At 49.5% G+C, this 24,093-nt stretch carries 14 protein-coding genes; 6 read left to right on the top strand and 8 right to left on the bottom strand.

Translation table 11 applies throughout. The annotated features are described in order from the left end of the window. Positions 1–169 precede the first annotated feature (169 nt). Together BGO59_RS25005 and BGO59_RS25000 are read left to right on the top strand one after the other, a co-directional pair. A complete protein-coding gene (locus BGO59_RS25005; RefSeq protein ID WP_293688023.1) occupies positions 170–1,474 on the top strand; it encodes a Gfo/Idh/MocA family oxidoreductase in 1,305 nt (434 codons plus the stop codon). Positions 1,475–1,579: 105 nt separating this feature from the next. Beyond that, on the top strand, positions 1,580–2,839 hold the full coding sequence (locus BGO59_RS25000) for an MFS transporter (RefSeq protein WP_293688021.1): 1,260 nt from the start codon (positions 1,580–1,582) through the stop codon (positions 2,837–2,839). A gap of 3 nt (positions 2,840–2,842) precedes the next feature. Here the strand turns inward: BGO59_RS25000 and BGO59_RS24995 are convergent, their stop codons facing one another. From BGO59_RS24995 to BGO59_RS24985, 3 genes are all read right to left on the bottom strand, one after another. Next, a complete protein-coding gene (locus BGO59_RS24995; RefSeq protein WP_293688018.1) occupies positions 2,843–3,448 on the bottom strand; it encodes a Uma2 family endonuclease in 606 nt (201 codons plus the stop codon). A gap of 171 nt (positions 3,449–3,619) precedes the next feature. Further along, complete coding sequence (odhB, locus tag BGO59_RS24990) at positions 3,620–5,251, bottom strand: 2-oxoglutarate dehydrogenase complex dihydrolipoyllysine-residue succinyltransferase (RefSeq protein WP_293688015.1); 1,632 nt, start codon at positions 5,249–5,251, stop codon at positions 3,620–3,622. Positions 5,252–5,348: 97 nt separating this feature from the next. Continuing rightward, complete coding sequence (locus BGO59_RS24985; RefSeq protein ID WP_293688013.1) at positions 5,349–8,129, bottom strand: 2-oxoglutarate dehydrogenase E1 component; 2,781 nt, start codon at positions 8,127–8,129, stop codon at positions 5,349–5,351. A gap of 560 nt (positions 8,130–8,689) precedes the next feature. On the opposite strand from BGO59_RS24985, the gene BGO59_RS24980 reads away from it, so the two are divergent. Beyond that, positions 8,690–11,845, top strand: coding sequence for a cyclic nucleotide-binding domain-containing protein (locus tag BGO59_RS24980; protein ID WP_293688010.1), 3,156 nt, complete (start codon positions 8,690–8,692; stop codon positions 11,843–11,845). A gap of 92 nt (positions 11,846–11,937) precedes the next feature. Beyond that, positions 11,938–13,308 carry an ATP-binding protein gene (locus BGO59_RS24975; RefSeq protein WP_293688007.1) on the top strand — a complete coding sequence of 457 codons (1,371 nt, stop codon included), beginning with the start codon at positions 11,938–11,940 and terminating at the stop codon, positions 13,306–13,308. Positions 13,309–13,388: 80 nt separating this feature from the next. Here the strand turns inward: BGO59_RS24975 and BGO59_RS24970 are convergent, their stop codons facing one another. Beyond that, positions 13,389–14,546 carry a zinc-dependent alcohol dehydrogenase gene (locus BGO59_RS24970; RefSeq protein WP_293688004.1) on the bottom strand — a complete coding sequence of 386 codons (1,158 nt, stop codon included), beginning with the start codon at positions 14,544–14,546 and terminating at the stop codon, positions 13,389–13,391. A gap of 214 nt (positions 14,547–14,760) precedes the next feature. Here BGO59_RS24970 and BGO59_RS24965 point away from each other — a divergent pair, with 214 nt between their 5' ends. Further along, positions 14,761–16,191: a PQQ-dependent sugar dehydrogenase gene (locus BGO59_RS24965; protein ID WP_293688001.1), complete on the top strand. Its 1,431-nt coding sequence runs from the start codon at positions 14,761–14,763 to the stop codon at positions 16,189–16,191. A gap of 135 nt (positions 16,192–16,326) precedes the next feature. Then, positions 16,327–16,560 carry a hypothetical protein gene (locus BGO59_RS24960; protein ID WP_293687998.1) on the top strand — a complete coding sequence of 78 codons (234 nt, stop codon included), beginning with the start codon at positions 16,327–16,329 and terminating at the stop codon, positions 16,558–16,560. A gap of 168 nt (positions 16,561–16,728) precedes the next feature. Here BGO59_RS24960 and BGO59_RS24955 read toward each other — a convergent pair whose 3' ends face one another. From BGO59_RS24955 to BGO59_RS24940, 4 genes are all read right to left on the bottom strand, one after another. Continuing rightward, on the bottom strand, positions 16,729–17,766 hold the full coding sequence (locus BGO59_RS24955) for a phytase (protein ID WP_293687995.1): 1,038 nt from the start codon (positions 17,764–17,766) through the stop codon (positions 16,729–16,731). Positions 17,767–17,888: 122 nt separating this feature from the next. Next, complete coding sequence (locus BGO59_RS24950) at positions 17,889–19,154, bottom strand: right-handed parallel beta-helix repeat-containing protein (RefSeq protein ID WP_293687992.1); 1,266 nt, start codon at positions 19,152–19,154, stop codon at positions 17,889–17,891. 63 nt (positions 19,155–19,217) lie between these two features. Beyond that, positions 19,218–22,007: a TonB-dependent receptor gene (locus BGO59_RS24945; protein ID WP_293687989.1), complete on the bottom strand. Its 2,790-nt coding sequence runs from the start codon at positions 22,005–22,007 to the stop codon at positions 19,218–19,220. A gap of 277 nt (positions 22,008–22,284) precedes the next feature. Further along, entirely contained in the window at positions 22,285–23,937 is a 1,653-nt protein-coding gene (locus BGO59_RS24940; RefSeq protein ID WP_293687986.1) for a tetratricopeptide repeat protein, read from the bottom strand. Positions 23,938–24,093 lie beyond the last annotated feature (156 nt).

Below are 24,093 nucleotides of genomic sequence, written 5' to 3'. Positions count from 1 at the left end.
TTGCTGGTTTTTCGATTAGTTTACCGTGTCGCCCCTCTTTATATCCTGAAACTCATCGCAGATTCGCCGGATTGCTATAGTCGTATTTAAGCCCATTAACGTATTACGATAGACAAAAGGAATTGAACGGTATGCAAACGTTCGGAACGTCTAAATCCTAAAATTATACATGGAGAGTCAAAACGAATCTCGTAGGAAATTTATTAAATCGGCTGCCGTAGGTTCCATAGCTGCCTTCGGCTTACCAACTTACATTCCGGCTCACGCGTTTGGGGCTAACGACCGGGTACGGGTTGCCGTTATTGGAGTCAATGGCCGTGGGAAAGATCACATTCAGGGATTTTCGAAGCTGAAAGATGTTGAAGTCGTTACGCTTTGTGATGTCGACAGCAACGTACTTCAGGAGCGGGCTGCGGATTTTGAAAAGAAATACAACCGGAAAGTGCAGACCATCGGCGATTTAAGGCAGGTTTACGACGATAAGAATATCGACGCCGTAAGCATTGCTACCCCGAACCACTGGCATGCACTGGCGGCTATCTGGGCGTGTCAGGCTGGCAAGGATGTGTACGTCGAAAAGCCCGGAGCTCATAACCTTCATGAAGGTCGTAAACTGGTCGAAGCCGCCACTCGTTACAACCGAATTGTGCAGCATGGCGTACAACTACGAAGCTCGGAGGCTATTCAGGAAGCCATCAAACACCTGCGGGATGGCCTGATCGGTAAGGTCTATATGGCTAGAGGATTGGTATTTAAATGGCGTCCAAGCATTGGTGATCTGGGCAAATCGCCGGTTCCAGCCGAGCTGAACTGGAATCTGTGGCAAGGTCCTGCCCAGGAAAAAGAGTTCAGCAAAAACTACGTTCACTACAACTGGCACTGGTTCTGGGATTACGGTAATGGCGACATTGGTAATCAGGGCATTCACGAAACGGATCTTTGCATGTGGGGTCTGGATGTAGGATTCCCCGAAGAGATTACATCGTCTGGCGGCAAATTCCTCTGGAACGACTGCAAGGAAACGCCCGAAACCCTTACGTCCGTCTATAAATATCCGTCACAGGGCAAAGTGATTCAGTTTGAGGTACGTCCCTGGATGACCAATAAAGAAGACGGCGTGGAAATTGGTAACCTGTTCTACGGCGACAAAGGCTACATGGTCATTAATGGCTATGACGATTACAAAACCTTCTTAGGCAAGGAACGCACGCCCGGCCCCGCCCGAAAAGCAGGTGGCGATCATTACGCCAATTTTATTGACTGTGTACGCTCGCGGGATAAGTCGAAGCAGAATGGCCCTGTCGAAACGGCACACCTCGCTTCGGGTATCGCACATCTTGGTAACATCTCTTACCGCTTAGGCCGAACCCTGCATTTTGACCCGAAAAATGAAGTATTCGTTGGCGATAAAGAAGCCAATCAGATGCTTACCCGTAAGTACCGCGCTCCGTTTGTGGTGCCCGAAAAAGTGTAACTCTCTTCTGTCTTCCCAGCGAAGGAAGTGTCTTAAATCGTCCTAATTAATAGGTAAGGACAGTTTAAGACACTTCCTTCGCTGGGAAGACAAAACTCTTTCCGTATGAAGCCTCTCATTACGCCTGAACCCATTAAAACCAATCGCTCGGTACTAAGTCAACTTTTGCAAATTCCGGTACTGGTGGCTGCGCTAGGTTATCTGGTGGATATGTATGACCTGTTCCTGTTCAGTGTTGTACGGGTTCCCAGCCTGAAAGCACTTGGTGTCGATGGCGACCGGCTATTGGGGGATGGGTTGTTACTCTTAAACACACAGACGGCAGGCTTGCTGATTGGAGGAATCTTTTGGGGAATTCTGGGTGACCGGAGAGGGCGGCTTTCGGTGCTGTTTGGCTCCATTCTGTTGTATTCACTTGCCAACATTGCCAATGGATTTGTAACCTCACTAAACCAGTATGTGCTGCTTCGGTTTATTGCCGGTATCGGCCTGGCCGGGGAGTTAGGGGCTGGTATAACGCTTGTGACGGAGATTTTACCGAAAGAAATTCGGGGGTACGGAACTACGCTTGTGGCGACGATGGGCGTTCTGGGGGCTATTCTGGCCTATTTCATGGCCGATCTGTTCGACTGGCGCATCTCTTATTTCATCGGTGGTGGTTTGGGACTGCTGTTGCTTATTCTGCGGTTTAATGTGCTGGAATCGGGCTTGTTCGTCAAAACCAGTCAGCGAGCTATCGCCCGAGGGAGTGTGCAAACCTTGTTTGGCGATAAGGTCCGTCGGAATAAGTACCTTCAATGCATTCTGGTTGGGTTACCCATCTGGTTTGTAGTTGGTATCCTGATTACCTTCTCCCCTGAGTTAGGAAAAGCAATTGGACTTACTGAACCCGTTATTGCAGGTAAGGCTGTGATGCTGAGTTTTTCGGGACAGGTGTTGGGCGATCTGGTCAGTGGTTTTCTGAGCCAGTCGTTGCGGAGCCGCAAAAAAGTAATTCGGCTGTTTATGCTGGTTTCCTTCGTCTTTATCCTGGTGTATCTGTTGGCCCCCATCAGCCGTCTGACGTTATTTTATGCGGTCTGTGTTTGTCTGGGCTTTGCGAATGGCTACTGGACCTTATTCGTGACCATTGCGGCCGAACTCTTCGGCACCAATCTTCGGGCTACCGTAGCCACTACAATTCCGAATTTTGTACGGGCGGCCACCATTCCGCTAAGTGCCATTTTTGTCCAGTTGAAGCCATCATTAGGAACCGTCTACAGTGCTTTAACCGTCGGTGTTTTAACCATTGTTGTTGCCTTGATCGCTCTCTCGTTCCTTGATGAGACATTCACGAAAGATATGGACTATGTGGAGGAAGGTTAGCAATTAGCGCAATAATTGTAGGTTGAATGAAAAGCCGGGCAATACCTCCTCGCCGGACAGATTAGTATCGAAACCGTGTACAACGCTAACCGATCCATCGGCCCGGTAAATGCGCACTTCCTCCGTTTTAGGGTCAATCATCCAGGCTAATCGGCATCCATTGTCCATGTATTCCCGCATCTTGTCGGCGGTTCCTTTGAGAGTATCCGATTCGCTTAGCAACTCAACGACAAATTCGGGGCAAAGCGGTGGAAATTTCTTTCGCTCATCGGGCGAGATTCGGTTCCATTGATCGTGGCTCACCCAGGCAACATCAGGACTACGTGTAGCCCCATTAGGCAAATTGAACCCGGTCGATGAATCGAAGACGAGTCCAAGGCTAGTAGATCGATTCCATATCGTTAAATCGGTTGTTAATTCACTGTTGCGAATTCCTGTTTCGCCCCCTGTTTGTCCCATAGGTAATATGTTACCGGTCGCATCACGCTCGAATTTATAATCAGCATTTTCCTGACAGAAGTAGTAGAACTCGTCGGCTGTCATGTGTCGCATCTGCTCGAACATGTCAACGCCAGGCTCAAAAGGAATCGGGAATACAATGCCTGTCATGATTGGAATCGTTAGTGGCTGATCAAATATACAAACTTACCTGATCATAAAACGATCATTAGAACGAAGCAAATACCTAGAAAACAAAACTCCGCGAAAGTTTTGGACGGGGCGCCCAGCCTTTCGCGGAGTTAAAAATTTCGTGCTGCTTTTTAGCAAGCAACGTATGAATTACATATCGAATAGAATTCGGGAAGGATCTTCCAGGATTTGCTTCACGCGAACCAGGAAGCTCACCGACTCTTTGCCGTCGATGATCCGGTGGTCGTACGACAATGCCAGATACATGATGGGCCGGATGACAATCTGACCGTCGACAACCACAGGCCGTTCAACAATGTTGTGCATCCCCAGAATGGCCGACTGAGGAGCATTGATGATCGGGGTCGACAGCATCGAGCCAAATACACCGCCATTGGTGATGGTGAACGTACCGCCCGTCATTTGCTCAATGGTCAGCTTATTGTCGCGGGCCAGACCTGCCAGGCGAATAATTTCTTTCTCGATACCGGCAAAACTTAGCTGTTCGGCATTCCGAATAACCGGCACCACCAGACCGCGCTCGGTCGAAACAGCTACCGAAATATCACAGAAATCGTTATAAACGATCTGTTCGCCGTCGATCTGCGCGTTTACGGCTGGGAAGTCTTTCAGCGCAATACAAACCGCTTTCGTGAAGAACGACATAAAGCCAAGCCCTACACCCTGTTTCTCCTTGAATTTATCTTTGTATTTGTTCCGCAGGTCCATGATCGGCTTCATGTCTACCTCGTTGAAGGTAGTCAGCATAGCCGTTTCATTTTTAACCGCTACCAGCCGCCGGGCAATCGTCCGACGCAGCGAAGTCATTTTTTCGCGACGTTGATTACGGCTACCACCTGTTGCTACAGGTGCTGGGGCCGGAGCCGGAGTGGCTGGCTTTGATGCGGCTGGCTGAGCTGGTGCTGGTGCTGGGGTTGGCGTAGCTGGCTGTGCCGGAGCTGGCGTTGCTTTTTGAGCATCTTCTTTTGTAATCCGTCCGCCAACGCCTGTACCCTGAACCGCTTGTGCATTAACGCCTTTTTCGTCCAGAATTTTAGCGGCTGCTGGTGATGGGTAATGAGCGGCATAGCCATTCTGCCCGTTTGAGGCAGGTGCTTCGGTAGCGGCTGGCTGCGGAGTAGGCGTATTGGCAGGCGCTGCTGGTGCCGTGGCTCCCGCACCCACTTCTAGTTTGGCAATTACTGCACCAATAGGCAGCGTTTCACCGGCCTGCGCTACAATGCGTAGGGTTCCGGCTGCTTCGGCAGGAAGTTCGAAGGTTGCTTTATCGGATTCGAGCTCGCACAATACTTCATCAAGTGCGACGGAATCGCCGTCTTTTTTGCTCCAAGACGCAATCGTTACTTCGGTAACGGATTCGCCAACGGCCGGAACTTTAACCTCAATTACCTGAGCGCTGGTAGTCGCTGGTTTGGCGGGTTCGGCAACGGCTACCGGGGCCGATGCTGCAACAGGTGCAGGTTGTTCGGCTGGCTTTGGCGCTTCGGCTTTAGCTTCGGGCGCTGGTGTTGCCGCTGGGGCACTACCGCCATCGTCGATGGTACAAATACTGGCACCAATTGGAAGCACATCACCTTCCTGAGCCAGGATGTGCAGAATGCCATCGGCTTCGGCCGTTAGTTCAAATGTGGCTTTATCAGAGTCGAGGCCGCAAAGTACCTCGTCCATCTTTACATGGTCACCTTCTTTTTTGTACCAGGTGCCAACAGTTACTTCGGTAATCGATTCCCCCACGGGAGGGATTTTCATGTCAACGGCCATTTTTCTGTAGTTTTCAGTTTTCGGCTTTCGGTTTACAGCTTAGTCGTATCGAATGGGATAACCGACAACCGTAAACTGTAAACCGAAACCCGGATGTTTATTCAAACGCTCTCCGAACGATATCGGCTTGTTCCTGAGTATGAATTTTTGGATAACCGGTTGCGGGAGAAGCCGCAGCCTTGCGCGAAATGATTGGCAAATGTACACCTACACGCAATAAGTACGTCCAGTAACCCATATTTTCGGGTTCTTCCTGCACCCAGAATTTCTCCGCCTTTTTATACTTCTCCAGGATGGTATCCAGTTGCGTTTTAGGCAGCGGAGCCAGTTGCTCCAGACGAACAATGGCCACATCGTCACGTTGATCGGCCTGTTGTTTTTCGAGCAGGTCGTAATACACTTTACCCGTGCAGAAGAGTACGCGTTTTACCTTTTTGGCCTGCGCATAGCTATCGTCAATGATCTCCTGGAATGAGCCTTTGGTCAGGTCTTCGAGCGGAGAAATGCACTTCGGATGACGAAGCAGCGACTTGGGTGACATGATGGCCAGTGGCTTACGGAACGACCAGGCTAACTGACGACGCATAGCGTGGAACAGATTGGCTGGTGTAGTAATGTTGGCTACCGTCATATTGTATTCGGCATACAATTGCAGATAGCGCTCTGGCCGGGCGTTGGAGTGCTCCGGTCCCTGGCCTTCGTAACCGTGTGGCAGTAACATCACAACCCCGTTCTGAATACCCCATTTCGATTCGCCAGCCGCAATGAACTGGTCGATAATCAACTGAGCGCCGTTTGAGAAATCGCCAAACTGCGCTTCCCAGATGACAAGTGCATTCGGGGTAGCCATCGCATAGCCATACTCAAAGCCAAGTACGCCATATTCAGACAGCAGCGAGTTGTAAATCTGAAACTTCGGCTGCCCTTCTTTGATGAAGTCGAGCGACGAGTAGGTCTGATTGGTTTCGGCATCGTGCAACACCGCGTGGCGGTGTGAGAACGTACCCCGCTGAACATCCTGTCCACTCAACCGGACTGGCTTTCCGTCGAGCAGGATGGACCCATAAGCCAGTAATTCGGCTGTGCCCCAGTTCACGGTTTTGGTGTCGTTCAGCATAGCCTGCCGATCTTTCAGCAGCTTATCGATCTGCTTCAGCGGCTTAAAGCCTTCAGGTAATTTAACCAGTGCTTGCCCAATCGTGTTGAGTACATCGGCCGAAACACCAGTTTCGGGTGATTTTTCGAAATCGGCAGGCTCGCTGAAACGTAACTCGGCCCAGTCACGGTCCAGTCGAAGGGGTTTATAGGGGATTTCGGCTTTTTGCTTTACGCGGTCCAGCCGGTCCTGCAATTGTTTCTTAAATTCGGTATCCATCCGCTGCGCCAGTTCGGCATCTACATCGCCCCGCTTGATGAGCAGTTCTTTGTAGATTTCGCGTGGATTGGCGTGCTTGTCGATGATGTTATACATCGTTGGCTGCGTAAACTTCGGCTCATCGGATTCGTTGTGTCCGTAGCGACGATAGCAGACCATGTCGATAAATACATCCCGGTTGAATTTCTCTCGGAACTCAACGGCCAGTTTGGCGCAGAAAATAACCGCTTCCGGGTCGTCGCCATTTACGTGGAAGATTGGTGCATCCACGATTTTGGCTACGTCGGAGCAGTAGATCGACGAACGGGCATCGTCGAAATCAGTGGTAAAGCCGATCTGGTTGTTGATCACAAAGTGGACAGTACCGCCGGTTTGGTAACCCGCTAGTTTAGCCATCTGAGTAACCTCATAGACAATGCCCTGACCCGCCACAGCGGCATCGCCATGGATCAGTATCGGCAGAATTTTGGTGAAATCGCCCTTGTACTCTTCGTCGGCCTGTGCCCGGACGAACCCTTCGACAACAGGGTTTACCGCTTCGAGGTGCGATGGGTTAGGGGCCAGTTTCACACTGATCTGCTTGCCCGATTTGGTTTCGGTCAGGCTTGAATAGCCGAGGTGATATTTTACGTCGCCATCGCCATGAACCTGCTCGGGTACGTTGCCTTCAAACCCATCAAAAATGGATTCGTAGGATTTACCCAGGATGTTGGCCAGTACGTTCAAACGACCCCGGTGCGCCATACCAATCATCACTTCCTCAACGCCCATGTTGGCGGCCTGGCTGATGATGGTATCGAGCGCTGGAATCGTTACTTCGCCCCCTTCGAGCGAAAAGCGTTTCTGGCCTAAATATTTGGTGGCTAAGAAATTTTCAAAAACAGTGGCTTCATTGAGTTTCTCAAGAATCCGTTTTTTCTCGTCGAGTGTGGGTTCAAAAACGAGCGCTTCCTTTTCGATTTTATTCCGCAACCAGTTTTTAACATCCAGCTCACGGATGTACATATACTCGAAACCGATTTCGCCTGCGTAAATTTTCCGTAGCGAATCCATGATGACCCGTAGCGTAGCGGGCCCAATGCCGAGTAGTTTACCTGATTCGAATACAGTATCCAGATCGGCTTCAGAAAGGGCGTAATCGGGTAAATCGACGCGGGGTTGCCGGTCTTTTCGTTCTCTAAGTGGATTCGTTTTTGCCAGCAGGTGTCCACGTGAGCGGTAGGCTTTAATCAGACTGGCTACCGAAACCTCTTTTTCGGCATGCGATGCGTCGACAGGTTTACTGGCTGTAGCCTGTCCGTTTCCATTAGCCGAGATACCGTTCGATGGGGTGCCGTTTGACTTACTCGCTCCGGCTGTTTCGCCGTAGGTTAATGAAAATTCAAATCCTTTGAAAAATTGTTGCCAGCTTTCATCAACTGATTGAGGGTCTTGCTTATAAGACTGATAGAGTTGATCGACGTAAGCGGCATCAGAGTTGGCAATATATGAATACTGATCCATGACGGGGACGCGTCGTTGTTTTGACCTGCAAAGGTAGTGTATCGGTTACACACTTGACCCAAATTTTATGGTTTTTATCCTATGATTTTGAGAAAGACGCGCTTGTACATAAAACAGATGTAAATGAATTTTAGTTGACATGAATATAAACACATTTTGTGGAGATTGTATCTGTAAAAAAGCCACCCCAGCGGAGTGGCTTTTTTTACGGAATGGCTAAACACCTGATTTGTCAATTGTCGGTAGATAACGGACAAATCAACAGGGCAACTGGCATTGTTCACTAAATTCAAATCGCTACCTGACTAAATATTGAGTTGTTATACTCAGGCTCAATATTATGTTGCCAGGCATGATAAACTGTTGTACTCATGGAGAAATCATGACAAGGATCGCGATAATAGATTAACCTGTTGTTAATCCTGCATTAAAAATGGCTTAATGTATTGGCGGCAAAATGCGTCAAGAAGCTTTCTGGCTTACTGATTCTGATAGCGTATTGGCAGCATGTGGTGGACTGATGCGTATATTTGGCCATAAATCGCCTAGTTTGCTTGCTTATGACTGTTGGTGCAGACGCTACGTATCCACTCCCTCCTTCAACGCAACGATGGCAGCGTATGCTGGGCATCCGGCCCGAGGAAGGACGAACGGTAGGGTTATTTTTTATACACAATTTCCTGCTGGGTATTGGCACCATCCTGATCTATGTAGCGGCTAATGCCATCCTGCTTGAAAACCATCCCGAAACGAGTTTGCCGATTGCTTACCTGGCTTCGGCAACTGCTATGATCGTAGTGGGGCGGATCTATGCCTACTACGAACATCACCTGACGCTGCAAACGCTGGCTGCCCGTGTACTGTTGTCGGCAGTTGTTATGACCATAGTCGTCGGCGTTTTGGTAGTCGTTGGGCATTCGGTAGCGGCTGCGGTAGCGATTATGACGGGCTACCGGGTCATTTATCTACTGACCAATCTTGAATTCTGGGGCGTATCGGCGGTGGTGTTCGATACCAGGCAGAGTAAGCGACTGTTTGGGGTGATTAGCTCGGGCGATATGCCTGCCAAAGCGCTGGGGGCCATTCTGGCTGCTCTGGTACACGCACATGCCGATGTATTGCGGTTATTGCTGGTTGCTTTTGGGGCGTTTATGGCCTCGCTGTACGTGTTGCGCCTAACCATTCAATCGCACGATGTCCATGCTCCGCACAAGTCGGACCGGGCTGTAGGGCGAGAGCCATCCCGATTGATTGGTAAACGATTTGGCGGGAGCGAGCTGATTTTTTATATGTGCCTGAGTCTGGCGATTCTGGCATCGGTAGCAACCGAAATCGAGTATAACTTTTTCATCAATGTAAAGCATCGCTTTCATGATCAGACCGATGTAATTCGGTATGTGAGCTATGTCTTGGCTCTGACCTATGGCATTGCCATGCTTGTCAAACTGATTATGTCGCGAAAGGTACTTGATCGATTCGGGGTTCAGCGTTCCTTGCTGGTGTTGCCCTGGGTTGCTTTGGCTGGACTGGCCGGGTTAACCATTCTGCGGATGATGGCAGCTACAGAAACCGTATTGCTGGTGTATTTCTGTGCGCTGTATTTGCTGTTTGAAGTAGCACGTCGAGCGTTGTTCGACCCTGTTTTTCTGGTATTGTTTCAACCGCTGCTACCACCCCAGCGCCTAAAAGGACATACGCTGGCGAAAGGACTATATGAACCAATCGGTCTGGGGTTTGCTGGCCTGGTCCTGTTTGTATTGCACACAACCCTCGAATCGAGAGGGTCGTTGATCTGGATTGCTTTGTTGGCGGGAGCGGTCTGGTTATTGCGCCACACCTATACGCGGTATCTGCTCGAACTGAACGATGCTATTGGCCGTCGCTTTCTGGAGCGTGACCAACTGGCAATGCCAACAGTAGCGCAGAAAAGTCTGGTCGATCAATTGAAAAGCGCCCGTACCGATGATGTACTAACAGCCATAAGCTGGCTTGATCAGCATAAACCTACTGAACTGACGGCACATATTCCGGCCCTGTTAACCCATGCTGAGCCTGCCATACGACGACGAACGCTGGCTACATTAGCCCATTCCAACCAGCCTGCACCTACGCGTCAGCTTATGCACATTGCTCTGGCCGATCCCGAACCAACGCTCCGTCAGCAGGCAGCTTATCTGCTGGGACGTCGGATCAATGTTGAAGCGGCTGAACTGGCTCCGTTGGTTAATCATACTGACATTAATATTCGGCAGGGAGCTGTAAAAGGCGTTCTGGAGCTGAATCCGCATGATACAGCCGCTCAGCATAGCCTTGCCCGACTTGCCAGTGATACGGACCCGGCGCATCAGGAAATAGCCCTGAATCTGATTGGAGCGTTACGACTGAATGAGTTTGCGTCTACCGTCAGAGAGCGTTTGGCGAGTCCGCATCCAGTTATTGCCAAAATGGCTCTTTTGACCGCTGGTCGTTTGAACAGCGAAGCACTTACACAGTATTTGCTGCAACATCTGACCGACGAAACCATCGGTCGTATTGTGGTCCAATCGCTCAAAGCGCAGGGCCCCGACCTGATTCCTGCCTTGAAACGGGTTCGTCGGTCAAGCTCCGATCGACTGACTACCCAACGGATAGCCGCTCTTAGTGGGAGTATCAATACGCCCGAAAGTCGCCAGTTGCTGAACAGTTTGGCGCAGGAAACGGATCTGTTGATTCGGGGGGCGGCCTTGCGGGCGTTACGCCGTTTCCCGAACGAACCAGCCGATGATGCCGTATTCAAAGCGTTGATGCAGGAAGAGATTTTGCTGGCCCAACGGTTACTGCATGGCAGTATGACCGAACCGGATCTGGCTAAAACGCTTGATTACGAACTATCGGTACTGCTTCAGCGGCTGTTTGATATACTGACTCAACTGTACGATTCGGAAACCATTGCCGGAGCCCGTATGGGCATCGGGCATCCAGCGCGTGAACGTCGTGCCAATGCCCTTGAAATGCTGGATAACCTGATTCCCCGAGCTACGTATCAGACATTACAGGTTCTGGTCGACGATCTGCCACGGCCTGAAAAGGTAGCGATTCTGGATAAAGAACTGGAACCATTTGAAGGGGCCGAGTCGATTCAGGCTTTTATTCTCCGAAAAGGCGAAACGACCTTTTCGGCCTGGACAATCAGTGAGGTGTTACGCAACATGCCTGCCGACAAAGCCCTGGTTGCCCGAGAATCCCTTCAGACTCGATTTACTGCCCTATCTCCTCTGCTTATGAGTCATTCAACGAATTCGGCCGAACAGATTGCCGCCTATGACCGGGTGCTGCTTTTGTCGCAAACCCGGCTATTTGCCGATACCCCCGAAAATGTTCTGGCGAGTATCACGCCCATTATGAAAGAGGAACAATACTCGGCCAGTGAACCTGTTTTTCATAAAGGCGATCTCGGAACAGGCATGTACGTGATCTATACGGGCGAGGTGGTTGTATTAGATGGCGAAACGGAACTGGCTCGTTTTGGGCGGGGTGATTTCTTCGGCGAATTGGCTCTGCTGGATACCGAAGCGCGTTCGGCTACGGTCGAAGCTGTGACTGATGTGCGGCTGCTGCGAATCGATCAGGACGATTTCTACGATCTGATGGAAGAGCGGGGCGAAATATTACGGAGTATCGTTCGGAGTCTGTCGGGCCGAATCCGACGTCAGAATGAATTATTGGCCGCTAAGTAGAATCGTTGATTGATTTGGTAGTTTTGGTAGATGGTTAACGAATCGAATCATAACTATCCAGTAAGCGGTATTCATCGTTAAAAAGCACCTATATGAACTGGTCAGATGGTGAATCCTATATAACAGTCGGCATGGCTGTAGCCGTCATTCGGTATACTCGGAAATTACTGGAAACAGAAACGCGGCTGCCGAGATGGGATATCTATTTCAAAAATGTATGGCTCTCCGGTTTTGTGTTGATGGCCCTTGGCGAGGTGTTCCCCGATCCCTGGCTCATCTGGTATCAACTCATCATTATTGGTTCTGTTTACTATACCGTCTGGCAACTACCTGCTTTTCGCCCAGCAAAGATGTTACTTCTGGGCATTGCCCCCTATTCGTTCCTTATTGTCTTCAAGGATTTGCTCAGGCATCTGGCCCGAACATTTTATAAAACCAACAGTGACTATTTCGACGCGGCTTCAACCTTTGCGTTTATCTGGTTGGCTACCTTTCTGTTTATTGCCAATAGCCAGAAAAAGGCCCTGGCAAAAGAGCAGCTTGAACGCGAAAAAGAAGCCGAGCAGCGCCGAATTATTGAGGCTAAAAAGAACGAGCTGGAGTACCTGGTAGCTGAGCGGACAGCCGAAATTACCCGTCAAAAAGAAGAACTTGAACAGGCGCTGGTCGAATTGAAAGCCACCCAAAGCCAATTGATCCACAGTGAGAAAATGGCTTCTCTAGGGGAATTGACGGCGGGTATTGCCCACGAGATTCAGAATCCACTCAATTTTGTCAATAATTTCTCTGAAGTCAGCATCGAGCTGATTGACGAATTAAGTGAAGAACAGGCTAAAGGCGACCGGGATGTGGAACTGGAGGCCGAGCTTCTGACCGATCTGAAACAAAATCTTCAGAAAATCACCCAGCATGGCAACCGGGCAGCCTCCATTGTAAAAGGTATGCTTCAGCATTCGCGGGCCAGCACCGGGCAACGCGAGCCAACGGACCTGAACGCTCTGGCCGACGAGTACCTGCGCTTGGCGTATCATGGTTTACGGGCCAAAGACAAAACCTTTAACGCTCAGCTTAAAACCGAACTGGATGCATCGCTGGGTACCATTAGTGTCATTCCGCAGGATATAGGCCGGGTGTTGCTCAACTTATTTACCAATGCCTTCTATGCCGTTCATCAGCGTCAGAGGAAAGGTGAAGACCCCGCTTACCAGCCTACGGTAACGGTGCATACCCAATGCGTTGATAACGAAGCGGTTATTTCGGTAAGCGACAACGGCACAGGTATACCTGAAGAGCTGCAATCTAAAATCTTCCAGCCTTTTTTTACCACCAAGCCTACTGGAGAGGGAACGGGCCTGGGCCTCTCGCTGGCGTATGATATTGTTACAAAGGGTCATAACGGCACCATGACGGTCGAAAGCAGGGAAGGCGAAGGGACAACCTTTACCATCGCTTTGCCGGCTTAGTAGATAATGGATAATGGATAATGAATAATGGATAATGAGTGGACAGAACATTATTCATTCTACATTATTCATTTTTATGTTCAGGGTTTTAAGACCACTTTGGTGCAATCGTCTTCTTTATTTTTGAAAAGTTCATAGGCGCGGGAGGCTTCGGACAGGGGCAGAATATGTGAGATGATATCGTCCAGCACCACCTTGCCCTGTACAACCAGATCCAGTAGATAGTCGATATTTTTGTGCACAAACGACTGACCTGTTCGGATGGTAATGCCTTTGTCGAACACGCGGCCAATGGGGAAGTTGTCGGTTGGGCTGCCGTATACGCCAACAACCGATACAATACCGCCACGACGTACCGCCCGAAAGCATAACTCCAGTACTTTGGTGGTGCCTTTTTCCAGATTGATAACGGCTTTGGCTTTTTCGAGCAGCGAGCGATTGGCTTCCATGCCCACAGCATCGACACAGACATCGGCCCCCCGGCCTCCCGTCATGGATCGGATGGCTTCCACCACATCGACCTCGTCGGGATTGAGGGTTTCAACTTTATTAACCCGACGAGCCCGTTCCAGCCGATAGTTGAGTGGGTCGATGGCAATTACCCGACCTGCGCCCTGTATCCAGGCCGATTTTTGCGCCATAAGCCCCACGGGTCCCGATCCAAAAATAGCTACCGTTTCGCCCCCTTTGAGTTCGCCCCATTCGATAGCACTCCAGCCGGTTGGGAAAATATCGGTCAAAAAAAGTACCTGTTCATCCTTCAGCGATTCGGGTACGTGTCGCAGCCCATAATCGGCATACGGTACACGGACGTACTCGGCCTGACCACCGTTGTAGCCACCGTATAGATCGGTATACCCAAACAAACCGCCCCCTTTTTCACTGAGCAGGCCCCCATCAGGGCCATAATGTTTATGGTTTGAGTTCTCACACTGCATTTGCAGGTTCTGCTGACAGAAAAAGCAGTGGCCACAGGCAATGGTAAAGGGAACGACCACCCGATCGCCTTTTTTCAGGTTCGTGACACCAGCGCCTACCTCTTCCACAATGCCCATGAACTCATGGCCGATCACCTCATTTTCGAGTTGGGGAATAAACCCGTCATAAATGTGTAAGTCGGAGCCGCAGATGGCGGTGGAGGTTACGCGAATCAGCGCATCGCGAGCATCTTCAATACGTGGGTCGGCGGTATTTTCAACACGGATATCGCCAATTTTGTGGAATACGGCTGCTCTCATCTGATTTGTACGATTGAAAAGAAACGTTGGGGCTTTAAACTAGTTGTGTATTAACCTGACTCGGTCAGCTTTGTTGATTTCATGCCAGGTAAGCAAGCAGAAATCGATCGAGAGGGTCATGTTGTGAGCACATGGTCCACACATGATTTGTACCGATGCCTAAAGTCAATAAATTCGAAGCAGCTAATAAAGCATCTATCACAAGAGTTAGTTTATGAAACAGAGATTACCTGACAGGGCACTGTACCTCAGCCTGTTCCTTTGGATAGCTTCCTTTTTTGCTGTGCCTGTTTATTCGCTCGCCCAAACTGGAGCGGAGGTTTACAAAACCTATTGTGCCGGATGTCACGGAGCGCAATTGCAGGGTAGTGTGGCGCCTGCACTTCTTAAAAAAGTATGGAAACACGGTGGTGATCGAGCGTCGTTGCTGAATACCATCCGTAATGGAATTCCATCAACTGAGATGATTAAGTGGGAGGGGACTCTCTCCGAAAAGCAGATTGAGGCTGTCGCAGACTACATACTTAAGGCGCAAACATCGCCAGAACTGGTAAAGAATAATGAGTTGCCGCTCACCGTACAAACAAAGCGCTACACGCTGACAATTGAAAAACTAATTACGCAAGGATTGAATGGCCCCTGGGGAATTGAGTTTGTCGACGCCAACTACGCACTGATCACGGGTAAGACCGGGGAGCTTTACTGGATGACAAATGGCAAACTGGACGCTCAGAAAATTACTGGTCTTCCGCACGTGTATGGCTATGATATGGTCGGTGGATTAATGGACCTGGCAATCGATCCTGATTATGCCAAAAACGGCTGGGTTTATCTGGCATTTAGTCATAACTCACAAAACAGCTCCGACAAGAAAACGCCAGGTATGACCAAGATTGTTCGGGGAAAGGTGCGTGATCATCAATGGGTCGATGAACAGACCTTGTTTCAGGTCCCCGATTCGCTTCAGGTTAGTGGCGGTACGCGTTGGGGTTGCCGGTTTCTGTTCGATAAGAAGGGCTACCTCTACTTCACAATCGGTGATATGAACCGCGCCCAGGACTCGCAGATTTTGTCGAAACCTTCCGGAAAGATTTACCGAATCAACAGCGACGGTTCTATTCCGACCGATAATCCACTGTATGGAAAGGAAAACTACTTGCAGGCGATATACAGTTGGGGTAACCGCAATGTTGAGGGGCTGGCACAACATCCCGTCACGGGTGTGATCTATGCGAGTGAGCATGGCCCTCAGGGTGGTGATGAACTCAATATCCTGAAGAAAGGGGCGAATTACGGATGGCCAGTAATCACCTATGGAATCGACTATAACGGCAAAGCTATTTCCGACGAGACCCACAAAGAGGGTATGGAGCAGCCCATTACCTACTGGACGCCCTCAATTGCAGTATGTCCTATCGAGTTTGTTACCAGCCCCCGGTTTGCGCGTTGGAAAAACAACCTACTCGTGGGTGCCTTAAAATTTGAAGAACTCCGCCGATTGGTTATTGACGGCGATCGGGTTATTGAGCAGGAGGTTTTACTGAAAGGCTATGGACGAGTGCGGGATTTGAAGATGGGTCCCGATGGTGCTTTATATGTGCTGACCAATACACCCGATGCCCTGCTTCGTATCACGCCAAAGTGATAAATCTGCTGATTCGTATGTAGTTATGTCGAAAATTGATAACAAAAACTTAACATTAGCCTTTTGTTTGTGCCTTTTTTTTCGTATTTCTTTGTAGATTTTTTTGTTACCTTCTGACACTACAAAAACACAGAAATGAAAGCTAAGAAAAAGGAGCTTGCCGACTCGATTGCTACATCTATCGAAGCAAAGTTAAGTGGATCGGCTGCAGCATCGAAGAAATTCAAAAAAGCCATTGAAAAATCGGCCGACAAACTGGCTAAAAAACTGCTGAAACTATACAAGAAAACCGATAAGGCAGGTAAGCCCAAGCAGAAAACGACGCCTAAAGTGAAAAAAGCGAAGCCAGCCGCTGTAACAGCCGCTTAAAGCGATTTATAGGAATTGATTTTGTCATTTTGACGAAGCTATTTACAATACTCAGTCAAGATGGGCTACGGATTACCCCCAACCCCCTAAAGAGGGCTTAAGTCGAATATAGCGAGGCAGAGCCCCTTTTAAGGGGTTGGGGGTAATCCGTAAAGTTGAAATAGTTTCTTACTTAAGGTCCTTACCGGCAATGTCTTCCCAGCGATAATAATGGAACGTTTTGCCTTCCGACATGGCAACAAATAACCCGTGTGGAAACTGTTTACCAAGAGCTACGTTCGTTACGTCGGAGCCGTCGCTGACTTGAGCGGCTACTTTCACCACCTTCAGCAGTTTATGCTCATTCGGATGACCGGGTTCGCCTTCACGTCGGAAAATATGGAATTGATTGGCTCCCTGGTCCGATACGAGCAGGTAACCCGTTTTAGGTCCTGTTTTGTAGATGGAAATGCCTTCGTGATCTTCTGCAAAACCGGTTTTGGCAAACAGAGCTAGTTCATTATTTCCTCGTTCCGGGTCAGCATAGTATTTACGAACACCAACACCTTCGTCGGAATAATAGACGTAGCCTAGTTCGTTATCAACGGCTATCGACTCAATTTCCTTCTTACCGCTGTAGGTGCCGAACTTCCGAACCAGCGTTGCTTTTACGTGGCCTGACCCATCATCCTCCAGCTTGTACTGACCAATGTATGACCCCGTAGTAGGCCCTGTTTTTCGTCCTACCATAGCGTACAATATGCCGGATGGAGCCTTGTAAAGCGCAATGCCCATCAGATCGCGGAAGCCACTGGTTGTGTCGCCCACAAACATATCGAGCCCCCCCTTGTCGATAGGCTGCATGTCGGGCAGCGAAAAGATACGGAGCTTATGGGTAAACCGTTCGGTCGTTACAGCAATATCGGTGGGTTTTCCGGCTAGTTTCAGGCTGTAGGCAATGTCGACGTTGTTGGGTCGCTTCAGATCATGGACTTCCTTGACGATTTTCCCGTTCAGATCGAAGACGTACAAACCGCCATCCTGATCCTTATCGGTACCGATAATCAGGCTTTTGGCGTGATCGGCTGGATTGATCCAGATAGCCGGGTCGTCGGTGTCGTGACGAACGGTATCGGTGATGATGACCGGCTTGACCACCTGCTGCGCCGTTGACTGAGTTGACTGACAGGCAACCAGGGACAAGGTTATAACTAGATAAAACTTCATGGGCAGGCAAAAGTTATTACACAGCGATGCACCGAGAAATAAGGAGATTCACCGAAAATGTAAAAAGTACCTCTGTGTATCTCCTTTTCCTCTGCGCATCTCTGTGTCATAATCATTAAAAGCTAGTTCGTTCCGAAAGCGCCAATCGTTGTCGATGGAGCAGGCGATTTATACAGTGTACCGTTGGCAAATGAAATACCATCGGCATACAGGCGTGTAAAGCTTGTGGTGCCTTTTCCAATAGCCGGAGAACCGCTTTGTAGCCGGAAATCCCAGGCCGTATTGAAAATGGCATTCGATGACGCCGTGCTCAGCGGATAGTTTACAAATTTAGGATCGTTATCGCCAACGGTTTTGCTGATTACATCGTTGGTGCCGGTCAGAATTTCGGTCGACGGCTGGAAGCCTGTTACACCATCCTGCGTATAGCCGTAATACAGGTTGTTGCTCACTTTGGTCCGGCTGTCTTCCGGGTTTTTCGGATCGCGTTTTACCCCAAAACGATCATTGGCCAGCAGGTTATTGTACAGCTCAGCCCGAACGCCTATTTCTACCCAGATCGATCCCCCTTTAATGGTCGGACGGCGCCAGCCAGCATTCACAATCGTGTTATTGTAGGCAATAACATACGCTTGCGGAGTGCGATCGCCGGAGTTGGAGAGTTTCAGCGCATTCGTATTTGGGCTATAAACCAGGTTGTAGGCTACGTCGGCCTGAACGCCCGATTTGATATTGATGGCATCGCCACCCGATACGCCCTGCGTGTAAATCTTGTTATTGGCAATGATCACCTTTCCGCCTTCGATGTAGAAACCATCTTCGTTCTGGTTGTTCAGGCGGCTATTTACAATCACTAGCTTGCCATTGACATTCGAATAGTTAATGGCCGGAACGTGGTTACCAGCGGCTGCCTTATATAAGCCCGCTTTGACCGACGGTGAACTTTCAGTTGTTACGGCACCACCATACTCCAGAATGGCATTGTCGAGCAATAGTTCAGCGCAGGTGGGTGCGGCAATGATACCGCCCCACAGGCTACCCCATTGGTTGGCGGTAGTTTTCCAGGCGTCGGGAACGGTAAATTTAACCGGGTTGGCCGAGGTGCCCATCACGTACAGGTTCCCTTTGATGATAAATTCTGGCTTCACGGTCGAATCGCTGAAAACGACAGTAACGCCTTCTTCAATAACCAGCGACTGGCTGGCTGGAACCTGTAGATGGCCTGTGATTTTATAGGTGCTTCCTTTGGTCCAGGTGCCTGATACATCGCCCGAAACGGCGTCTTTCACGACTGGAGTTGGCGTTACGGGTTGATTCGAATCGTCGCTCTTCGAACAGCCGATCAATACAGCCGCTGATAGCGCAGCCAGGATAAATACTTGTTTCATCGTTGTGTTGGTTATGAATCTGTTTTCTTCTTTTGTTGAGCGCAGGAGTGTCCACTAATGCGGTTATAATTTGTAGCGGATGCCCAGCACATAGGAGCGTTGGTAGAAATCACGGCGGATGAGCGTTTTGCCCGATATATCCTGATTGGGGATGTCTGAATTTTTGCTGTTGACGTTCTTGATAAAAATCTCCGTAGGCGTATTCAGCAGGTTATTGGCTTTGGCAAAGAGCATAAATCCCCCGCCTGGATTGGCCCGGCCTGAATTGGCTCGGCCCAGTCGCTTTTCGAGCGAAGCATCCATCTGGACAAAGCCTTTCTGATACAGGTCATTATCCACAAACTGCGATACGGTGTTGATACGGCCACCCGTGTAACTGGCGGCAAGCTGACCATCGAAGCCGTGTTCGGTATCTTTGTAGAGCAGCGATAGGTTCGCTACGTGTGCCGATTGGCCATACAGCGCCCGCGTTTGATTGACGGTAATCGTTTCCAGATCGCCCTGTGCATTGCGGATGCGCTTCGATTTAGGCGTAGTAATGCTGGAATTGGTATAGGTATAGTTAGCCTTCACCCCCCATTGCCGGAAATACTTGATAGCATCCACTTCCAGGCCGAAGTTGGTGGCATTACCGAAATTGCCCGGTCCGTAATACAAATCCTGACCGCGAATGGCGTCTTTTTGCAGCGTGTATTCAATCGGGTCCTGAATGTGCTTATAGAACAGACCGATCATAAACTGTTCCAGCGGACGTGGGAAAAACTCGTAGCGCAAATCAACATTGTCGGCAATGGCTCGCTTCAGATTAGGGTTGCCCCGCTCCTGGTATTCCTCGTTGACAATCCGGTAGGGGACGATCTCGAAAAAACCGGGACGGTTCAAGGAACGGAAGTACGACAGTCGCCAGTTGGTACGTTCGGTAGGTCGATAGCGGACGTGCAGGCTCGGTAATAAGTCGGTGTAAACCTGGCTACCAGTTGGGTTGTCTTCGCCAATCGGGAATTTCATGGCGTAGCGCTGATCGGTATATTCAATCCGTACACCCCCCGTAATTTCGAGGGGGGTATCAGTAGTGTGGAATTGAAGGTAACCGGATGTTGTTTTCTCGCTGGCGTCGTAATTCAGGGCCGAGGCAACAGAGCCAAGGGGATTCTGAATGCTCCAGACAATCTGGTTGTAATCGCTGAAATCGACACCGTATTGGGCAAACGGGTTGCTTGGCCGAAGGGTATAATTGTTGTAAAAATTAGTCCGTTGTTTATCCCGATATAGACCACCGGCCATCCATTCGACGGCGATACCCGCCAGGTTTGTTTTCAGCGTCAGGTTCAGATAACCCGCCAGGTCCGTATCTGAGTTATGCTCCCAACGGCGTTGCCCATCCTGAACCGTCGTTCGTTTTTCAACAAAATTCTGGCGGATACCCAGCAAGGGTACGTAGGTTTGATCGGGTACTTCGTTCGTAGCTGTCGAGTAAACCGCCGACCAGTTGATGCCAAAATTGGGCGTTAGCTGATGCGTTCCCTGAAGCGTGCTGTTGTAAATCCGCTGCTTCGTCAGCCGTGAGCGGGTTTCAAAACCCAGGGTTGCATTGCCCAGAACCGGGTCGAAACCGCCAATGCCCAGTTCTGTCGATTTGGTCTCGCGGATTTGCTCGTTGGTCAGGCTGATAAGCGCGTTGAACCACTGGATTTTATTGCGTTCATTGACCCGAAAGTCCATCTTGGCATGAATACCATAGCGGGTCTGCCGTTCGGAGTATTCACGCTCACTTTGTTTGTTAAGGGTAACACCCCGTAATGTATCGACCACATCCCCGTTGAAAAACAGGCTGTTGCTGCCCCGGTAGGTATTTTGAAGGCTACCCGCCAGCATGATCCCAAATCGACGGTTGAAGAATCGGTTGCCAATGGCAAAACTACCGAGCAGATTGGGCGGTGGCGATTGGCGGGTATAGGTTGCAGAAGCTTTGTTGAAGTCGGCGAATTTGGCGCTATACTGACTCCCAAATTGCTCATAAGGCGACTGCGTATTGATGTGTTTGGTATCGAAACTGACGAATGGACGATTGGCAAATAACTCGCTATAACCCGTCGATAGATTGGCCAGAATCGTGGGGTGGTCGGGCGCATCTTTCATGACCATATTGATGGCTCCACCAACGGCATCGCCCTCCATGCTGGGCGTCAAGGCTTTGTAAACTTCGAGCCGATCAAGTAGTTCGGCTGGGAAAATATCGAGCGGGACGTATCGGTAGCGGTTGTCAGGACTGGGAATTTTTACCCCGTTGACGAGCGTGTAATTGTAGCGTTTGTCCATCCCCCGCAAAATGGCATACTGGCCGTCGCCATTGCTGTTCCGTTCAATTGAAATGCCTGATACGCGCTGGATGACATTGGCAACGGTAAGGTCGGGTGAGAGTTCGATGGTACGGCCCGACACGATGTTGGTAACCTGTAAAGCATTTCGTTCGAGATCGCGGGCGGTGCGGTCGCTGGCTCCGTCGCGTTTGCCCTTTACCGTTACTTCGGTCAGTTGGCGGTCTGTATCGGTTTCGAGGGGTAGGTCTATCGTAACTGTTTGATCATCAGTTGTAAGGACGACATCACGACTCATGGTCCGGTACGATACGTAGCTGATTCGGATTGTATGCGTGCCAGTGGGTACATTCTTAATCAGAAAGGAGCCATCCAGACCCGATACATTATAGAGTTTCGTATTTTCTATGAGCAATGTAGCACCTATTACGGGCTGGCCCGTAGCTGCATCAATGGCTCTTCCCCGGATTGTACCCGCCCAAGCGCTTGAAGCAGTCAATAGATAAAAACCAGCAATAAGGACAAGTCGATTCATTTGGTTTCCTGAAGAAGGTATTCCCTGAGTTTCAACCACACGATTCCGTTTGTGATGGATGCTGCAAAGGTGAAGGCAGGAAAGAGAACCAGACCAATTTGACCCGTGAACAAAAAGGCAACATGTCCTTTAGGACCGTAAACAACCAGGCAACATAGTTTCTAATTGTTGTTTAATTGGTTGGTAATTAGGTAATTAAGCGCTAGTCGAAACGCCATTATCTTATTGTTAACAATGTGTTTCCTAACTGTGAAGCCAAACGGTGTTCTTTTAAATGTTATATTTTTTCGGAAGAGGATTGTATTAGCGCTGGGAACCGCTGAATGAAGGCCGAGAGCGATTCGCCCTCAGCGAGGCTTATTTTCTTGCGTAATCGATAGCGGGCAACGCGCAGACTGTCGGGCGAAATACCCAGCAGCGTAGCTATGTCCGTCGAGTTGATATTCATCTTGAGCAACGCAATAAGTCGCAGATCGGTGGCCGTCAGGTCAGGAAATTGCTGGGTTAGCGAATGGAAGAAATCGGGGTGTACCTGATCGAAAATAGTGCGGAAGTCATCCCAGTATTTATCCTGGTTGAAACTCAGATCGATTTTCTGGGCGAGTTGTCGAAGTAGCTTTTTCTGATCGCGTTTGTCGTCTTTGAGGATGGCCGTTAGATCGTTTTTTAGTTCTTCGAGCACCTGGTTTTTCTGAATGATCTGTAGCGTATGGGCTGTTAACTCTTTGCTTTTCAGTTCCAGTTGGCTTTTCAGGTTGACTTCTTCCAACTGCCTGTTCTTTAACTCGGCCTGAATGAGTTCATGCTGGGTGCGGAATATCTCCTGATTTTGCTGATGAAGCGCCTGCTGGTTTCGGAGTTTCATCCGTTGTCGACTGATAATTACCGCGCCTAAAATGCCGATCAGCAGCAACACCACTACGGTAGCCATAAGGATAATGAGATCGGTACGCTTCTGGGTATTAAGTTGGTCAATCTCACTGTCTTTTCGCTCTACTTCATACAGCGTTTGGAGTAAGGTTATCTGGCGATTATTTTCGATACCGTAGATCTCATCGGTTAAATCCCGACTGCGCTCAATGTAATTATAGGCACTATCGGGTTGGTTCATCAGCCGATAGGTTTTAGCGATGTCGCGGAGGGCAGCACTGATCTGGTATAACTCCCCCTTTTGCTGCGACATCCGCAGGGCTTTTCGGGAATACGTCAAACCGTCCTGATACTTACCTGTTTTTCGAAATACATCACCCAGGTTGTTCAGAATTTCGAGCTGGCTGATTTCGTCATGGGTTTTCTGAGCCAGGAGCAAGGCCTTTTGGTAATAATAATGAGCCGAGTCGTACCGGGCTTCATCTTCAAAAATACTCCCCAGGTTTTCGTAAATCTTGGTGAGGCTACTTGTATCATGGACAGCGAGACTATGTGCGAAAGCCAGTTTCTGATACCGATAAGCCAGGTTGGGTGACTGCCGTTTTTCGTAGATATGCCCAATGTTGGCGTAAGTTTGGGCCAGGCCGACAGGGTTACGTTGCTGCTGATAAAAAGACAACGCTTCATTAAACTGGGCTAACGCCTGATCGACCTGCTCATTGTAGTAATACACTGTGCCGAGCTCATTGCGATTTCGGGCCAGTCGGTTGGCATCGTTCTCGGCTAAAAAGATTTTTTGCGCCTGCAACAGAAAATCTATAGCCTGCGCATAGTTGCCCTGATGGTAGAAAAGCAGACCAATTTGTTGAAGCGATTCGCCTTCGGATCGTTTATCCTGTCGATTGATCGCCTGATCTAACCGGGCTTTGATGACCCGGTAAACGGAATCAGGGTATTGCCGGGATAATTGTTCGGTTGCGCTAAGATTCTGGGCAAAGCAGTTCGTAACGGCATGGGTTACTAGCACCAGCAGGACTAGCCAATCAGGCTTCGGGAGCATAAGCTTCGACCAGAAACGTATACGTGGACACATCCTCAATCAGGCTAGGCAATAACTCTATAAAAATAGAGGCTTATCAGCCAATTACTATAAACTTTTTCTGACCAGTTCCGTAGAGCCAAAAAAGCCACTCCCAATCAGAAGTGGCTTTTAAAC

Source organism: Spirosoma sp. 48-14 (assembly GCF_001898575.1).
Lineage (GTDB): Bacteria > Bacteroidota > Bacteroidia > Cytophagales > Spirosomataceae > Spirosoma.
This window is presented reverse-complemented; position numbering and strand designations above follow the sequence as displayed.

Bases quoted from the DNA above. Each gene is read 5' to 3' on its own strand.
- BGO59_RS25005 (WP_293688023.1), top strand. From the start codon at position 170: ATGGAGAGTCAAAACGAATCTCGTAGGAAATTTATTAAATCGGCTGCC.
- BGO59_RS25000 (WP_293688021.1), top strand. From the start codon at position 1,580: ATGAAGCCTCTCATTACGCCTGAACCCATTAAAACCAATCGCTCGGTA.
- BGO59_RS24995 (WP_293688018.1), bottom strand. From the start codon at position 3,448: ATGACAGGCATTGTATTCCCGATTCCTTTTGAGCCTGGCGTTGACATG.
- odhB (WP_293688015.1), bottom strand. From the start codon at position 5,251: ATGGCCGTTGACATGAAAATCCCTCCCGTGGGGGAATCGATTACCGAA.
- BGO59_RS24985 (WP_293688013.1), bottom strand. From the start codon at position 8,129: ATGGATCAGTATTCATATATTGCCAACTCTGATGCCGCTTACGTCGAT.
- BGO59_RS24980 (WP_293688010.1), top strand. From the start codon at position 8,690: ATGACTGTTGGTGCAGACGCTACGTATCCACTCCCTCCTTCAACGCAA.
- BGO59_RS24975 (WP_293688007.1), top strand. From the start codon at position 11,938: ATGAACTGGTCAGATGGTGAATCCTATATAACAGTCGGCATGGCTGTA.
- BGO59_RS24970 (WP_293688004.1), bottom strand. From the start codon at position 14,546: ATGAGAGCAGCCGTATTCCACAAAATTGGCGATATCCGTGTTGAAAAT.
- BGO59_RS24965 (WP_293688001.1), top strand. From the start codon at position 14,761: ATGAAACAGAGATTACCTGACAGGGCACTGTACCTCAGCCTGTTCCTT.
- BGO59_RS24960 (WP_293687998.1), top strand. From the start codon at position 16,327: ATGAAAGCTAAGAAAAAGGAGCTTGCCGACTCGATTGCTACATCTATC.
- BGO59_RS24955 (WP_293687995.1), bottom strand. From the start codon at position 17,766: ATGAAGTTTTATCTAGTTATAACCTTGTCCCTGGTTGCCTGTCAGTCA.
- BGO59_RS24950 (WP_293687992.1), bottom strand. From the start codon at position 19,154: ATGAAACAAGTATTTATCCTGGCTGCGCTATCAGCGGCTGTATTGATC.
- BGO59_RS24945 (WP_293687989.1), bottom strand. From the start codon at position 22,007: ATGAATCGACTTGTCCTTATTGCTGGTTTTTATCTATTGACTGCTTCA.
- BGO59_RS24940 (WP_293687986.1), bottom strand. From the start codon at position 23,937: ATGCTCCCGAAGCCTGATTGGCTAGTCCTGCTGGTGCTAGTAACCCAT.